This window comes from Streptomyces abikoensis, assembly GCF_014648775.1.
Lineage (GTDB): Bacteria > Actinomycetota > Actinomycetes > Streptomycetales > Streptomycetaceae > Streptomyces > Streptomyces abikoensis.
In genome coordinates, this window is sequence record NZ_BMRT01000006.1 from 215,243 (window position 1) to 230,115 (window position 14,873).

Sequence of the window (14,873 nt, forward strand, 5' to 3'; positions counted from 1 at the left end):
TCCCGGTAGGATCTCTGTCGTTCGTTCTGAATTTGGTTACGCGAAGGAGACAGGCGAGATGTCCGGCCACTCTAAATGGGCTACGACGAAGCACAAGAAGGCCGTGATCGACGCCAAGCGCGGCAAGCTCTTCGCGAAGCTGATCAAGAACATCGAGGTCGCGGCCCGCATGGGCGGCGTCGACATCGAGGGCAACCCGACGCTCTACGACGCCATCCAGAAGGCGAAGAAGCAGTCGGTCCCGAACAAGAACATCGACTCCGCGGTCAAGCGCGGCGGCGGCCTCGAGGCCGGCGGCGCCGACTACGAGACGATCATGTACGAGGGCTACGGCCCCAACGGTGTCGCGGTGCTCATCGAGTGCCTCACCGACAACCGCAACCGCGCCGCCTCCGACGTGCGCGTCGCCATGACCCGCAACGGCGGCTCCATGGCCGACCCGGGCTCGGTGTCCTACCTGTTCAACCGCAAGGGCGTCATCATCGTCCCCAAGGGCGAGCTCACCGAGGACGACGTCCTCGGCGCGGTCCTGGACGCGGGCGCCGAGGAGGTCAACGACCTCGGCGAGAGCTTCGAGGTCCTCAGCGAGGCCACCGACCTGGTCGCGGTCCGCACCGCCCTCCAGGAGGCCGGCATCGACTACGACTCGGCCGAGGCCAACTTCGTGCCCACCATGCAGGTGGAGCTCGAGGAGGAGGCCGCCCGCAAGATCTTCAAGCTGATCGACGCGCTCGAGGACAGCGACGACGTCCAGAACGTCTTCGCCAACTTCGACGTCTCCGACGAGGTCATGGCCAAGGTCGACGCGTAGGCGTCGCGTTCCGGCTGCGGTCGGCGGACGGGCCAGTGGGACACGTGTCCCACTGGCCCGTCGGCGTGAGCGGCCGTTGTCAGTGGCAGCCGATAGCCTGCCCGAGCAGGTGAGCGGAGGGAGGGGCGCGATGCGGGTGCTCGGTGTGGACCCGGGGCTGACGCGATGCGGTGTCGGAGTGGTGGAGGGCGTCGCGGGCCGTCCGCTGCGCATGGTCGGAGTGGGCGTCGTCCGCACCCCGGCCGACGCCGACGTGGCCGACCGGCTCGTCCTCATAGAGCGCGGCATCGAGCAGTGGCTCGACGAACACCGCCCCGAGTACGTGGCGGTCGAGCGGGTCTTCAGCCAGCACAACGTCCGTACGGTCATGGGCACCGCCCAGGCCAGCGCGGTCGCCATGCTGTGCGCCGCCCGGCGCGGGCTCCCCGTCGCCCTCCACACGCCCAGCGAGGTCAAGGCCGCCGTCACCGGCTCCGGCCGGGCCGACAAGGCCCAGGTCGGCGCCATGGTCACCAGGCTGCTGAGGCTCGACGCGCCGCCCAAGCCGGCCGACGCCGCCGACGCCCTGGCCCTGGCCATCTGCCACATCTGGCGCGCGCCCGCGACCAACCGGTTGCAGGAGCTCGCCGCCGCCCACCGCCGCACCCCCACCCCCGTACGCATCCCGAAGGGCACCCGATGATCGCCTTCGTCTCCGGGCCGGTCGCGGCCCTCGCCCCGGACACCGCCGTCGTCGAGGTCGGCGGCGTCGGCATGGCCGTCCAGTGCACCCCCGGCACGCTCGCCCGGCTGAAGGTCGGACAGCCCGCCAGACTGGCGACGTCCCTCGTCGTCCGCGAGGACTCCCTGACGCTCTACGGCTTCGCCGACGACGACGAGCGGCAGACCTTCGAGCTCCTCCAGACCGCCAGCGGGGTCGGCCCCCGCCTCGCCCAGGCCATGCTCGCCGTCCACTCGCCGGACGCACTGCGGCGGGCGTTCGCCGCCGGGGACGAGAAGGCGCTCACGGCTGTGCCGGGCATCGGGAAGAAGGGGGCGCAGAAGCTGCTCCTCGAGCTCAAGGACCGGCTGGGGGCGCCGGTCGGCTCTGCCGGTCCGCTGAGCACGGGGGCTTCGGCCGGTGTCGCGGGGTGGCGGGATCAGCTGCATGCCGCGCTCGTCGGGCTCGGGTACGCGAGCCGTGAGGCCGACGAGGCCGTCGAGGCCGTCGCGCCGCAGGCTGAAGCCAGTGGTACGCCGCAGGTCGGGCAGTTGTTGCGGGCGGCGTTGCAGACGCTCAACCGGGCTCGGTGAGCGGGGTGCGGTGCGGGCCGGTGGTGGGTTTGTGCCCACCCTCCCCCAGCTACCGCTGGGAGGTGCCCCCAGCCCTGCGGAACGCCCGCCCACAAACTTCTCCAACCGTGAGGTTTTACTCGTGAACTGGGACGACGAGTCCACCTACGCACCCCCCGCGGCCGACCGCCTCGTCGGTACCGCCGCCGACGGGGAGGATCAGGCTGTCGAGGCCGCCCTGCGGCCCAAGGATCTCGACGAGTTCATCGGGCAGGAGCGCGTCCGCGAACAGCTCGACCTCGTCCTGAAGGCCGCCCGCGCCCGGGGCGCCACCGCCGACCACGTCCTGCTCTCCGGCGCCCCCGGCCTCGGCAAGACCACCCTGTCGATGATCATCGCGGCCGAGATGGGCGCCCCCATCCGCATCACCTCCGGCCCCGCCATCCAGCACGCCGGCGACCTGGCCGCGATCCTCTCCTCCCTCACCGAGGGGGAGGTGCTCTTCCTCGACGAGATCCACCGCATGTCCCGGCCCGCCGAGGAGATGCTCTACATGGCCATGGAGGACTTCCGGGTCGACGTCATCGTCGGCAAGGGGCCCGGTGCCACCGCCATCCCCCTGGAGCTGCCGCCCTTCACCCTCGTCGGCGCCACTACCCGCGCCGGGCTGCTGCCGCCCCCGCTGCGCGACCGCTTCGGCTTCACCGGCCACATGGAGTTCTACTCGCCCGCCGAGCTCCAGCGCGTCGTCCGCCGCTCCGCCCGCCTCCTCGACGTGGAGATGGCGGACCAGGGCGCCGCCGAGATCGCCGGCCGCTCCCGTGGCACGCCCCGCATCGCCAACCGGCTGCTGCGCCGCGTCCGCGACTATGCGCAGGTCAAGGCCGATGGTGTGATCACCCAGGAGATCGCCGCCCAGGCCCTGGCGGTGTACGAGGTGGACGGCCGCGGGCTGGACCGGCTGGACCGGGCCGTGCTCACCGCGCTGCTCAAGCTCTTCGGCGGCGGTCCCGTCGGGCTGTCCACGCTGGCCGTGGCCGTGGGGGAGGAGCGCGAGACGGTCGAGGAGGTCGCCGAGCCGTTCCTGGTGCGCGAGGGCCTGCTGGCCCGTACGCCCCGGGGCCGGGTCGCCACCCCGGCGGCCTGGGCGCACCTCGGGCTGGTGCCGCCGCAGCAGGGCGGGGCACCCGGACAGCGGGGTCTCTTCGGGGAGTGACGGCGCGGGGGCTGGTCCGGTCAGGAACCACGGTGCCATGCTGGGCGTTGTTCCATCGGTGCGGAACCGCTTAGACTCCGCCGATGCCGTCCGTATCGCACGGCATACCACCCCCGTAGACCAGGCCGTTTCCCCAGCGGTCGTGTGAAGGAATCCCCGTCCCGTGAATATCGCGACTCTCCTGCCGTTCATCGTGCTCATCGGGGCCATGTTCCTGATGACGCGCTCGGCGAAGAACAAGCAGCGCCAGGCCGTGCAGATGCGCGACCAGATGCAGCCAGGTACCGGTGTCCGGACGATCGGCGGCATGTACGCGACCGTCAAGGAGATCCACGACGACACGGTTCTCCTGGAGGTCGCCCCCGGCGTCCACGCCATCTACGCGAAGAACGCCATCGGCGCCGTCCTGGAGGACGCCGAGTACAACCGCATCGTCCACGGCCTCGAGCCGGAGGAGACGCCGGTCGTGCCCGACGACGCCTCCTCGCTCACCGAGGCCGTCGAGACCGGCGAGCCCCCGGTCGACAAGAAGATCGACCTGGGCAAGGGCGCCGCTCCGGCCGAGGGCGGGACCAAGGACACCGAGGCGGGGGCCGAGAAGTCCGGCGAGGCGACCGAGCCGAAGGACAAGGACGCGAAGCGGGACGGCGACACCGACGCCAAGTAGTCCTTCTCCGGAACCGCGGAGCACCCACTGAGCGGTGCGCCGCGGTTCCGTTACGGTCTAGGCTCCGGCGGGGGCAGGTCCCCACATCATTTCGTGGCCGCCCGGCGAACACCCGACGCCCGGCGGTTGGACAGGGAGAAACGACAAGGTGGCAGCACCGAAGAAGGGCCGCAGGTCCCCGGGCGGCCAGGGCAGGCCGGGACGAGTCCTGGCCCTGATCCTGATCGCCATGGTGGCGCTCACCGGGGGGATGTTCGCCTCCGGGCACACCACACCGCGGTTGGGCATCGACCTCGCGGGCGGCACCAGCTTCACGCTGGAGGCCAAGAACCAGCCGGGCAAGCCCAACGCGATCAACAAGACCAATATGGACACCGCCGTCGGCATCATCGAGCGGCGTGTCAACGGTCTTGGTGTGACCGAGGCCGAGGTCCAGACGCAGGGCAGCAAGCACATCATCGTGAACATCCCCCGGGGGACGAACGCGAAGCAGGCTCGCCAGCAGGTAGGCACCACCGCTCAGCTCGGTTTCCGGCCCGTCCTCACCGCGACCGCCGGTGTCAAGACGCCCGAGCCGACGCCCTCCTCCTCGGCCGACAAGGGCAAGGGGAGCCAGTCCGGCGACAAGTCCGCTGATAAGTCGGCTGACAAGTCCGGCGACAAGAACAAGCCCTCCGGCTCGTCCTCCGCCTCCACCGGTCCCCAGGGCCGTCCCGTGACCGACGCCCTCAAGGCCGACGGCACCCCGACCCCGCAGGCCACCGCGTCCGTGTCCGACGGCAAGAACGCCGACGGCAAGAAGGACGACGCCAAGAAGGACGACAAGAAGGCGCCCACCCCGCCGCCCACCCCGGGCACCGGTGGCATGGCCGCCCTCCAGAAGCAGCTCGACGCCCTCGACTGCTCCACCAAGGAGAGCCGCTCCAAGGCCAACGAGGCCGCCTCCGCGGCCAAGCCCACCGACCCCATCGTCGCGTGCCGCAAGGACGGCTCCGTCAAGGAGATCCTCGGCCCGGTGGCCGTGGAGGGCGCGACCATCAAGGACGCCAACGCCGTCTTCGACTCCCAGGGCGGCAAGGGCTGGCTCGTCCAGCTGAAGTTCAACTCCTCCGGCGCCAAGAAGTTCGCCGACGTCACCGGCCAGCTGGCCGGCAAGCCGTCGCCGCAGAACCAGTTCGCGATCGTCCTCGACGGCGAGGTCGTCTCCGACCCGTCCGTGAGCACGTCCATCGTCGGCGGCCAGGCGGAGATCTCCGGTGGCTTCACCCAGCAGAGCGCTCAGGACCTCGCCAACGTGCTGTCCTACGGCGCCCTGCCGCTGTCCTTCGACGTCGTCACCGAGCAGACGGTGACCGCCGCGCTCGGCGGTGAGCAGCTGCGGGCCGGCCTGATCGCCGGTGCCATCGGCCTCGCCCTCGTCGTGCTCTACCTGGTGATCTACTACCGCGGTCTGGCGCTCGTCGCCCTCGCGAGCCTCGCGTGCTCCGCCGTGCTCACCTACACGATCATGGTCCTGCTCGGCCCGGCCATCGGCTTCGCGCTGAACCTGCCGGCCGTCTGCGGCGCCATCGTCGCCATCGGTATCACCGCCGACTCGTTCATCGTCTACTTCGAGCGCATCCGCGACGAGATCCGCGAGGGCCGCACCCTGCGTCCCGCCGTGGAGCGCGGCTGGCCGCGCGCCCGCCGCACGATCCTCGTCTCGGACTTCGTCTCCTTCCTCGCCGCCGCGGTGCTCTTCATCGTCACCGTCGGCAAGGTGCAGGGCTTCGCGTTCACCCTCGGCCTCACCACGCTCCTCGACGTCGTCGTGGTCTTCCTCTTCACCAAGCCCCTCATGACGATCCTCGCCCGCCGCAAGTTCTTCGCCAGCGGCCACCCGTGGTCCGGTCTGGACCCCCAGCGGCTCGGCGCCAAGCCGCCGCTGCGGGCCTCCCGCCGCCGTCCCTCCGCCACCGTCGACCCGAAGGAGGCGTGAGATGTCGCGACTCGGTACTCTCGGCGCCCGGCTCTACCGCGGCGAGGTCGGCTACGACTTCGTGGCCAAGCGGAAGATCTGGTACGGCATCTCGATCCTGATCACCATCACGGCCATCGTCGGCCTGGCGGTGCGTGGTCTGAACTTCGGCATCGAGTTCTCCGGCGGCGCGGTCTTCACCACCCCCAAGACCTCGGTCTCGGCCGAGGCCGCCCGCAAGACGGCCCAGGACGTCTCGGGTCACCCCGCGATCGTCCAGAAGCTCGGTGACAAGACGCTGCGCGTCCAGGTCAGCGACCTCACCCCCGACCAGTCCCGCAAGACGCAGGAAGCGCTGGCCAAGAAGCTGGACGTCGACCTGAACAAGGTCAACACCGACATCGTCGGCCCCAGCTGGGGTGATGAGATCGCCAACAAGGCCTGGACGGGCCTCGGCGTCTTCATGATCCTCGTGGTCGTCTACCTGGCCATCGCCTTCGAATGGCGGATGGCGCTGGCCGCGCTGATCGCCCTGATCCACGACCTCACCATCACCGTCGGCGTCTACGCGCTCGTCGGCTTCGAGGTCACCCCGGGCACCGTGATCGGTCTGCTGACGATCCTCGGTTACTCCCTCTACGACACCGTCGTCGTCTTCGACGGTCTGAAGGAGAGCGCGAAGGACCTCACCAAGCAGACCCGCTTCACCTACAGCGAGATCGCCAACCGCAGCCTCAACGGCACGCTGGTGCGCTCCATCAACACCACGGTCGTCGCGCTGCTGCCGGTCGCCGGCCTGCTGTTCATCGGCGGCGGCTTCCTCGGCGCGGGCATGCTCAACGACATCTCGCTCGCCCTGTTCGTCGGCCTCGCGGCCGGTGCCTACTCCTCGATCTTCATCGCCACCCCGCTGGTCGCCGACCTCAAGGAGCGCGACCCGCAGATGAAGGCCCTGACCAAGCGGGTGCGTGCCCGCCGTGCCGCCGACGCCGCCAAGGCCGAGGCGGGCGGGGCCGTCCAGGACCGCGAGCCGTCCGACGCTGACGGCGCGGACGACGAGGAGCCGGAGGACGCCGCCGCCGGGGTCGTCTCCCAGCGCCGCCAGAGCCGCGGTCGCGGCGGCCGTCCCTCGGGGAAGCGCCGATGAGCGCCCCGCAGGAGCTGCGCGAGCTGCTGCTCAGCCGCATCCACGACGTGCCGGACTACCCGAAGCCGGGCGTGATGTTCAAGGACATCACCCCGCTGCTCGCCGACGCTGAGGCGTTCGCCGCGCTCACCGACGCCCTCGCCGGGCTCTGCGAGCGCCACGGCGCCACCAAGGTCGTCGGCCTGGAGGCCCGCGGGTTCATCCTGGCCGCCCCGGTCGCCGTCCGTGCCGGGCTGGGCTTCGTGCCCGTCCGCAAGGCGGGCAAGCTTCCCGGCGCCACGCTGGCCCAGTCGTACGAGCTGGAGTACGGCACCGCCGAGATCGAGATGCACGCCGACGCCCTCGTCGAGGGCGACCGCGTCCTCGTCATCGACGACGTGCTGGCCACCGGTGGCACGGCCGAGGCGTCCCTGAAGCTGATCCGCCGCGCCGGCGCCGAGGTCGCCGGTGTCGCGGTGCTGATGGAGCTGGGCTTCCTGCCCGGCCGCGCCCGGCTGGAGCCCGCCCTCGACGGCGCGCCCCTGGAGGCGCTGATCACCGTCTGAGCCGCCCGTTCGAGGGTGGGCCCACACACGCGGCGGGCACCGGGGAAGTCCCCGGTGCCCGCCGCTGTTGTTCCTGATGGCGCCCCGTGCGCGGCGGTCCGGTGGCCGGGATCGATACCATGGCAGTCCGGACCTGAACGGGGGGCCGGTACGCATGAGGAGTGCTCTTGCCAGACGAGGTCCAGCCGCTCACCGCCGCTCAACAGGACAAGAAGCCGTCTCCCGAGGCCGCGGCGGTCACGGGCACGCCCTCCGGCCGCCCGCGGGGCGACGCCCCGGGCCCGGCCGCGGACGGGGAGCGGAACCGGCCGCAGGCCGCCGCGAGCACCCCGCAGCACAAGGCCGACCGGCAGCCCACCGCGGCCCGCCCCCAGCCGGCGGGCGGCCAGGCCCCGGCCCGCCCCACGTCCCCACAGGGCCCCGCGCCCCGGCCCGGCTCCTCCAGCCGCGTCCGCGCCCGCCTCGCCCGCCTCGGCGTCCAGCGCTCCAGCCCGTACAACCCCGTGCTCGAGCCGCTGCTGCGCATCGTGCGCGGCAACGACCCGAAGGCCGACGCCGCAACGCTGCGCCAGATCGAGCGGGCCTACCAGGTCGCCGAGCGCTGGCACCGGGGCCAGAAGCGCAAGAGCGGCGACCCGTACATCACCCACCCCCTCGCCGTCACCACGATCCTCGCCGAGCTGGGCATGGATCCGGCCACCCTGATGGCGGGCCTGCTGCACGACACCGTCGAGGACACCGAGTACGGCCTGGAGGACCTCCGCCGCGACTTCGGCGACCAGGTCGCCCTGCTCGTCGACGGCGTCACCAAGCTCGACCGGGTGCAGTTCGGCGAGGCCGCGCAGGCCGAGACCGTGCGCAAGATGGTCGTCGCCATGGCCAAGGACCCGCGCGTCCTGGTCATCAAGCTCGCCGACCGCCTCCACAACATGCGCACCATGCGCTACCTCAAGCGGGAGAAGCAGGAGAAGAAGGCCCGCGAGACCCTGGAGATCTACGCCCCGCTGGCCCACCGGCTGGGCATGAACACCATCAAGTGGGAGCTGGAGGACCTCGCCTTCGCGATCCTCTACCCCAAGATGTACGACGAGATCGTCCGGCTCGTCGCCGAGCGGGCCCCCAAGCGCGACGAGTACCTGGCCGTCGTCACCGACGAGGTCCAGGCCGACCTGCGCGCCGCCCGCATCAAGGCGACCGTCACCGGCCGCCCGAAGCACTACTACAGCGTCTACCAGAAGATGATCGTGCGGGGCCGGGACTTCGCCGAGATCTACGACCTGGTGGGCATCCGCGTCCTCGTCGACACCGTCCGCGACTGCTACGCGGCGCTCGGCACCGTCCACGCCCGGTGGAACCCGGTGCCGGGGCGGTTCAAGGACTACATCGCGATGCCCAAGTTCAACATGTACCAGTCGCTGCACACGACGGTCATAGGGCCCAGCGGCAAGCCCGTCGAACTCCAGATCCGCACGTTCGACATGCACCGCCGCGCCGAGTACGGCATCGCCGCGCACTGGAAGTACAAGCAGGAGGCCGTCGCCGGCGCCTCCAAGATCCGTACCGACGTGCCCAAGAACGCCGGCAAGAACCAGGACACCGTCAATGACATGGCCTGGCTGCGGCAGCTCCTCGACTGGCAGAAGGAGACCGAGGACCCGGGCGAGTTCCTGGAGTCCCTGCGCTTCGACCTCTCGCGCAACGAGGTCTTCGTCTTCACGCCCAAGGGCGACGTCATAGCGCTCCCGGCGGGTGCCACGCCCGTCGACTTCGCCTACGCCGTCCACACCGAGGTCGGCCACCGCACGATAGGCGCCCGGGTCAACGGCCGGCTCGTCCCGCTGGAGTCCACCCTCGACAACGGCGACCTGGTGGAGGTCTTCACCTCCAAGGCGACCGGCGCCGGCCCCTCCCGCGACTGGCTGGGCTTCGTCAAGTCCCCGCGCGCCCGCAACAAGATCCGCGCCTGGTTCTCCAAGGAGCGCCGCGACGAGGCCATCGAGCAGGGCAAGGACGCCATCGCGCGCGCCATGCGCAAGCAGAACCTGCCGATCCAGCGGATCCTCACCGGCGACTCGCTGGTCACCCTCGCGCACGAGATGCGCTACCCCGACATCTCCTCCCTCTACGCCGCCATCGGCGAGGGCCATGTCGCGGCGCAGGGCGTGGTGCAGAAGCTCGTCCAGGCCCTCGGCGGCGAGGACGCGGCCACGGAGGACATCGAGGAGGCGGCACCGCCCATCCGCGGCCGCTCCAAGCGCCGTTCGAGCGCCGACCCGGGCGTGGTCGTCAAGGGCGTGGACGACGTGTGGGTGAAGCTGGCCCGCTGTTGTACGCCCGTCCCCGGCGACCCGATCATCGGCTTCGTCACCCGGGGCAACGGCATCTCCGTGCACCGCGCGGACTGCGTCAACGTCGACTCGCTCTCGCAGCAGCCCGAGCGGATCCTCGACGTGGAGTGGGCGCCGACGCAGTCGTCGGTCTTCCTCGTCGCCATCCAGGTGGAGGCGCTGGACCGCTCCCGGCTGCTCTCGGACGTCACCCGCGTACTGTCCGACCAGCACGTCAACATCCTGTCGGCCGCCGTGCAGACCTCCCGCGACCGGGTGGCCACCTCGCGCTTCACCTTCGAGATGGGCGACCCCAAGCACCTGGGGCACGTCCTGAAGGCGGTGCGCGGCGTGGAGGGCGTCTACGACGTCTACCGCGTGACGTCGGCCCGCAGGCCGTAAGCGGTCCATAGCGGTCCATGAGTAAGGGGCTCCGGCAATAGCCGGAGCCCCTTACCGCGTCAACGGCTCGATCAGCCGCCGAACTCCTCAAGGCCCTTCAGGGCCTGGTCGAGCAGCGCCTTGCGGCCCTCGAGCTCCTGCGAGAGCTTGTTGGCCTTGGCGTCGTTGCCCGCGGCGCGCGCCTTGTCGACCTGCTCCTGGAGCTTGTCGACGGCGGCCTGGAGCTGACCCGTCAGCCCGGCCGCACGGGCCCGCGCCTCCGGGTTCGTGCGCCGCCACTCGGCCTCCTCGGCCTCCTGGATGGCCCGCTCGACCGCGTGCATCCGGCCCTCGATCTTCGGGCGGGCGTCGCGCGGCACATGGCCGATGGCCTCCCAGCGCTCGTTGATCGAACGGAACGCGGCCCGGGCCGCCTTCAGATCGGTCACCGGGAGCAGCTTCTCGGCCTCGACGACCAGCTCCTCCTTCAGCGTGAGGTTGCCGGACTGCTCGGCGTCGCGCTCGGCGAAGACCTGGCCGCGGGCCTGGAAGAAGACGTCCTGCGCGCCCCGGAAACGGGCCCACAGCTCGTCCTCCGCCTCGCGCTGGGCGCGCCCGGCGGCCTTCCAGTCGGCCATCAGGTCGCGGTAGCGCGCGGCCGTCGGCCCCCAGTCCGTCGAGCCCGAGAGCGACTCGGCCTCGGCGACCAGCTTCTCCTTGACCTTGCGGGCCTCCTCGCGCTGCGCGTCCAGCGAGGCGAAGTGCGCCTTGCGCCGCTTGGAGAACGCCGACCGGGCGTGCGAGAAGCGGTGCCACAGCTCGTCGTCGGTCTTGCGGTCCAGCCGGGGCAGCCCCTTCCAGGTGTCCACCAGGGCGCGCAGCCGCTCGCCGGCCGAGCGCCACTGCTCGCTCGCCGCCAGCTCCTCGGCCTCGGCGACCAGCGCCTCCTTGGCCGTACGGGCCTCCTCGGACTGCTTGGCCTTCGCCGCCTTGCGCTCCTCGCGGCGCGTGTCGACGGTGGCGACGAGCTTGTCCAGCCGCTCCCGCAGCGCGTCCAGGTCGCCCACCACGTGATGCTCGTCGACCTGGGTGCGGATGTGATCGATCGCGGCCATCGCGTCCTTGGCCGAGAGATCGGTGGTCCTCACCCGTCGCTCGAGGAGGCCGATCTCGACGACCAGGCCCTCGTACTTGCGCTCGAAGTAAGCCAGGGCCTCCTCAGGGGACCCCGCCTGCCACGAGCCGACGACCTGCTCGCCGTCGGCAGTACGCACGTACACGGTGCCCGTCTCATCGACGCGGCCCCACGGGTCGCTGCTCACAGCGCCTCCTCCACATGATGGCGGGGCCGTCGTCGCGGCCCGCGCGCATCGTCCACAGTTGTTGCCGGGCAGGGCCGCGCCCTGACCGGGTCCGACGGCTTGATCATCCGGGTGCGCGGAACCGTCGGAGCAGGCACCCTACACAACGCCAACATAGGCGAACGGCGGCCCGGCTGTCCGTATCCCGCGCGACCGAAATTTCGCCGTACGGGCGTCAGCTTCTGGTCACCGCCGCCTTGTCGATGACGACGGTGGCGTTCGGCGCGCCGTCGCCGGCCCCGGAGCTCTCGCCCGCGTCGGCGATCTTCTTCAGCGTCTTCATGCCCTCGGCGCCGATGGTGCCGAACGGCGTGTACTGCGGCGGCAGCTGGCTGTCCTGGTAGACGAGGAAGAACTGGCTGCCGCCGGTGTGCGGCTGGCCGGTGTTGGCCATCGCCACCGTGCCCGCGGGGTAGACGTTCCCCTTGAGCTTCGGGTCCTTGAGGTTCTCGTCCTCGATCGTGTAGCCGGGGCCGCCCTGGCCGGTGCCCTTGGGGTCGCCGCACTGGAGGACGTAGATCCCCGCGGTGGTCAGCCGGTGGCACTTGGAGTGGTCGAAGAAGCCTTCCTTCGCCAGGAAGTCGAAGGAGTTGACGGTGTGCGGGGCGTTCGCGGCGTCGAGCTTGAGGTCGATGGCGCCGCACGTGGTCGTGAGGTTCATCGCGTACGACGCCGACTTGTCGACCGTCATCTCCGGCTCGGACTTCCACGTCTTCGCGGACGGCGTGCCCGGAGCGGGCTTCGCGCAGGGGTCCTTCTTGGGCGTGGGAGCGGCGTCGGCGGCGACGTCCTTCTTCCCGCCGTCGTCGACCAGGGCACCGGTGGCGTACGCGGTCGCGCCCGCGGCCAGCACCACGGCCACTCCGGCGGCGATCACCGCGTTCCGGCGGCGGGCCTTGCGGCGGGCCGCCTCGCGGCGCTGCTGCTGGCGTTCGAACTTCTCCCGGGCGAGCTGGCGCCGCCGCTGCTCGTTACTGACCACCGGGTCCTCTCCTCGTGCCGTCGCTGTGCATGTCATAAGCCACGAATCGCAACTGTCGCCCGTACCGTATACGGGTTCGCCGTGGTGGGAGTGCCGCCGGTAGGCTCTGAGGCGGTCGGGTGTCCCCGCCTCGGGGGCGTCCGCCGGAAAGACCGCCTGCAAGAACTCGCCGATCATTAAGGACGAACGTGCTCATTGCCGGGTTCCCCGCCGGGGCCTGGGGGACCAACTGCTACCTGGTCGCCCCCGCCGCCGGCGAGGAGTGCGTGATCATCGACCCGGGCCACCAGGCGGCCCAGGGCGTCGAGGACGCGCTCAAGAAGCATCGGCTCAAGCCCGTCGCCGTCGTCCTCACCCACGGCCACCTCGACCACGTCGCCTCGGTCGTCCCGGTGTGCGGCGCCCATGACGTCCCCGCCTGGATCCACCCCGCCGACCGCTACATGATGAGCGACCCGGAGAAGGCCCTCGGCCGCTCCATCGGGCAGCACCTCATGGGCGAGCTCACGGTGGGCGAGCCGGACGACGTCAAGGAGCTCTCCGACGGCAGCCGGCTGGAACTCGCGGGGCTGGAGTTCTCCGTCGCGCACGCGCCCGGCCATACCAAGGGGTCGGTGACCTTCAGGATGCCCGAGACCGCTGAGATCCCCTCGGTGTTCTTCTCGGGCGACCTGCTGTTCGCCGGCTCCGTCGGACGCACCGACCTGCCCGGCGGTGACCACGCCGAGATGCTCCAGTCGCTGGCCCGTGTGTGCCTGCCCCTGGACGACTCGACCGTGGTGCTGTCCGGCCACGGCCCCCAGACGACCATCGGCCAGGAGCGCGCCACCAACCCGTACCTTCGGGAAGTGGCCGCCGGCCTCGGAGCCCCCTCGGCTCCGCGACGAGGAATGTGACGAGAGTTTCCGTGAGCACCTTCAAGGCCCCCAAGGGCACCTACGACCTCCTTCCGCCCGACTCGGCCACCTACCTCGCCGTGCGCGAGGCGATCTCCGCGCCGCTCAAGCGGTCCGGCTACGGCTATGTGGAGACCCCCGGCTTCGAGCAGGTCGAGCTGTTCTCCCGTGGCGTCGGCGAGTCCACCGACATCGTGACCAAGGAGATGTACACCCTCACCACGCGCGGCGGCGACCAGCTCGCCCTGCGCCCCGAGGGCACCGCCTCCGTGCTGCGCGCCGCCCTGGAGGCCAACCTCCACAAGGCCGGCAACCTGCCCGTCAAGCTCTGGTACTCGGGCTCGTACTACCGCTACGAGCGCCCGCAGGCCGGCCGCTACCGCCACTTCTCGCAGGTCGGCGCGGAGGCCATCGGCGCCGAGGACCCGGCGCTGGACGCCGAGCTGATCATCCTGGCCGTCGACGCCTACAAGTCGCTGGGCCTTCAGAACTTCCGCCTGCTGCTCAACTCCCTCGGCGACAAGGAGTGCCGCCCCGCCTACCGGGCCGCCCTGCAGGACTTCCTGCGCGGCCTGGAGCTGGACGAGGACACCCGCCGCCGCATCGAGATCAACCCGCTGCGCGTCCTCGACGACAAGCGCGAGGCCGTCCAGAAGCAGCTCGTCGGCGCCCCCATGCTCCGCGACCACCTGTGCGAGGCGTGCAAGGAGTACCACGAGGAGGTCCGCGCGCTGCTGACCGCCGCCGGCGTCGCCTTCGAGGACGACGAGAAGCTGGTCCGGGGCCTGGACTACTACACCCGCACCACCTTCGAGTTCGTCCACGACGGCCTCGGCTCGCAGTCCGCCGTCGGCGGCGGCGGCCGCTACGACGGCCTCTCCGAGATGATCGGCGGCCCCGCCCTGCCGTCCGTCGGCTGGGCACTCGGCGTCGACCGTACGGTGCTGGCCCTCAAGGCCGAGGGGATCGACCTCGAACTCCCCGCCGCCACTCAGGTCTTCGCGGTGCCGCTGGGCGAGGAGGCCCGCCGGGTGCTCTTCGGCGTGGTGACCGAGCTGCGCCGGGCCGGCGTCGCCACCGACTTCGCCTTCGGCGGCAAGGGCCTGAAGAACGCCATGAAGTCGGCCAACCGCTCCGGCGCGCGCTTCGCGCTCGTCGCCGGCGAGCGGGATCTCGCCGAGGGCGTGGTGCAGCTCAAGGACCTGGAGAGCGGCGAGCAGAAGGCCGTGTCCCTCGACACCGTCGTGAGTGAAGTCCGTTCGGCCCAGAGCTGATTCACAGACTGCTGGTGCAGAATGAGGCGGCAACGGC

The 14,873-nt window shown here is 71.0% G+C and carries 13 protein-coding genes; 11 read left to right on the forward strand and 2 right to left on the reverse strand.

Annotated elements, in window-relative coordinates:
* Nucleotides 1-58: 58 nt before the first annotated feature.
* The 9 genes from IE096_RS20860 (at nucleotide 59) to IE096_RS20900 (ending at nucleotide 10,344) form a co-directional block, all read left to right on the forward strand.
* Nucleotides 59-811: a YebC/PmpR family DNA-binding transcriptional regulator gene (locus IE096_RS20860; protein WP_126913341.1), complete on the forward strand. Its 753-nt coding sequence runs from the start codon at nucleotides 59-61 to the stop codon at nucleotides 809-811.
* Nucleotides 812-941: 130 nt separating this feature from the next.
* A complete protein-coding gene (gene ruvC / locus IE096_RS20865; RefSeq protein WP_189453936.1) occupies nucleotides 942-1,493 on the forward strand; it encodes a crossover junction endodeoxyribonuclease RuvC in 552 nt (183 codons plus the stop codon).
* Nucleotides 1,490-2,104 carry a Holliday junction branch migration protein RuvA gene (gene ruvA / locus IE096_RS20870; RefSeq protein ID WP_189453938.1) on the forward strand — a complete coding sequence of 205 codons (615 nt, stop codon included), beginning with the start codon at nucleotides 1,490-1,492 and terminating at the stop codon, nucleotides 2,102-2,104. Before ruvC ends, ruvA begins: the two co-directional genes overlap by 4 nt.
* 121 nt (nucleotides 2,105-2,225) lie before the next feature.
* Entirely contained in the window at nucleotides 2,226-3,299 is a 1,074-nt protein-coding gene (gene ruvB, locus IE096_RS20875) for a Holliday junction branch migration DNA helicase RuvB (RefSeq protein WP_189453940.1), read from the forward strand.
* Nucleotides 3,300-3,462: 163 nt separating this feature from the next.
* Nucleotides 3,463-3,966, forward strand: a complete 504-nt coding sequence (gene yajC / locus IE096_RS20880) for a preprotein translocase subunit YajC (RefSeq protein WP_189453941.1) — start codon at nucleotides 3,463-3,465, stop codon at nucleotides 3,964-3,966.
* A 148-nt stretch (nucleotides 3,967-4,114) separates the two neighbouring features.
* Nucleotides 4,115-5,944, forward strand: a complete 1,830-nt coding sequence (gene secD, locus IE096_RS20885; RefSeq protein WP_189453944.1) for a protein translocase subunit SecD — start codon at nucleotides 4,115-4,117, stop codon at nucleotides 5,942-5,944.
* 1 nt (nucleotide 5,945) lies between these two features.
* Nucleotides 5,946-7,070, forward strand: coding sequence for a protein translocase subunit SecF (secF, locus tag IE096_RS20890; RefSeq protein WP_189453946.1), 1,125 nt, complete (start codon nucleotides 5,946-5,948; stop codon nucleotides 7,068-7,070).
* Nucleotides 7,067-7,615 carry an adenine phosphoribosyltransferase gene (locus tag IE096_RS20895; protein ID WP_189453948.1) on the forward strand — a complete coding sequence of 183 codons (549 nt, stop codon included), beginning with the start codon at nucleotides 7,067-7,069 and terminating at the stop codon, nucleotides 7,613-7,615. The genes secF and IE096_RS20895 overlap by 4 nt, the downstream gene beginning before the upstream one ends.
* Nucleotides 7,616-7,782: 167 nt before the next feature.
* On the forward strand, nucleotides 7,783-10,344 hold the full coding sequence (locus IE096_RS20900) for a RelA/SpoT family protein (protein WP_189453949.1): 2,562 nt from the start codon (nucleotides 7,783-7,785) through the stop codon (nucleotides 10,342-10,344).
* Nucleotides 10,345-10,415: 71 nt separating this feature from the next.
* Here IE096_RS20900 and IE096_RS20905 read toward each other — a convergent pair whose 3' ends face one another.
* Nucleotides 10,416-11,645 carry a DUF349 domain-containing protein gene (locus IE096_RS20905; protein WP_189453951.1) on the reverse strand — a complete coding sequence of 410 codons (1,230 nt, stop codon included), beginning with the start codon at nucleotides 11,643-11,645 and terminating at the stop codon, nucleotides 10,416-10,418.
* 214 nt (nucleotides 11,646-11,859) lie between these two features.
* A complete protein-coding gene (locus tag IE096_RS20910; protein ID WP_189453953.1) occupies nucleotides 11,860-12,666 on the reverse strand; it encodes a peptidylprolyl isomerase in 807 nt (268 codons plus the stop codon).
* Nucleotides 12,667-12,854: 188 nt separating this feature from the next.
* On the opposite strand from IE096_RS20910, the gene IE096_RS20915 reads away from it, so the two are divergent.
* Together IE096_RS20915 and hisS are read left to right on the forward strand one after the other, a co-directional pair.
* Nucleotides 12,855-13,562 (forward strand): MBL fold metallo-hydrolase, encoded by a 708-nt coding sequence (locus tag IE096_RS20915; protein WP_189453955.1) that lies wholly within the window; start codon nucleotides 12,855-12,857, stop codon nucleotides 13,560-13,562.
* 11 nt (nucleotides 13,563-13,573) lie between these two features.
* Nucleotides 13,574-14,836, forward strand: a complete 1,263-nt coding sequence (hisS, locus tag IE096_RS20920) for a histidine--tRNA ligase (RefSeq protein WP_189453957.1) — start codon at nucleotides 13,574-13,576, stop codon at nucleotides 14,834-14,836.
* Nucleotides 14,837-14,873 lie beyond the last annotated feature (37 nt).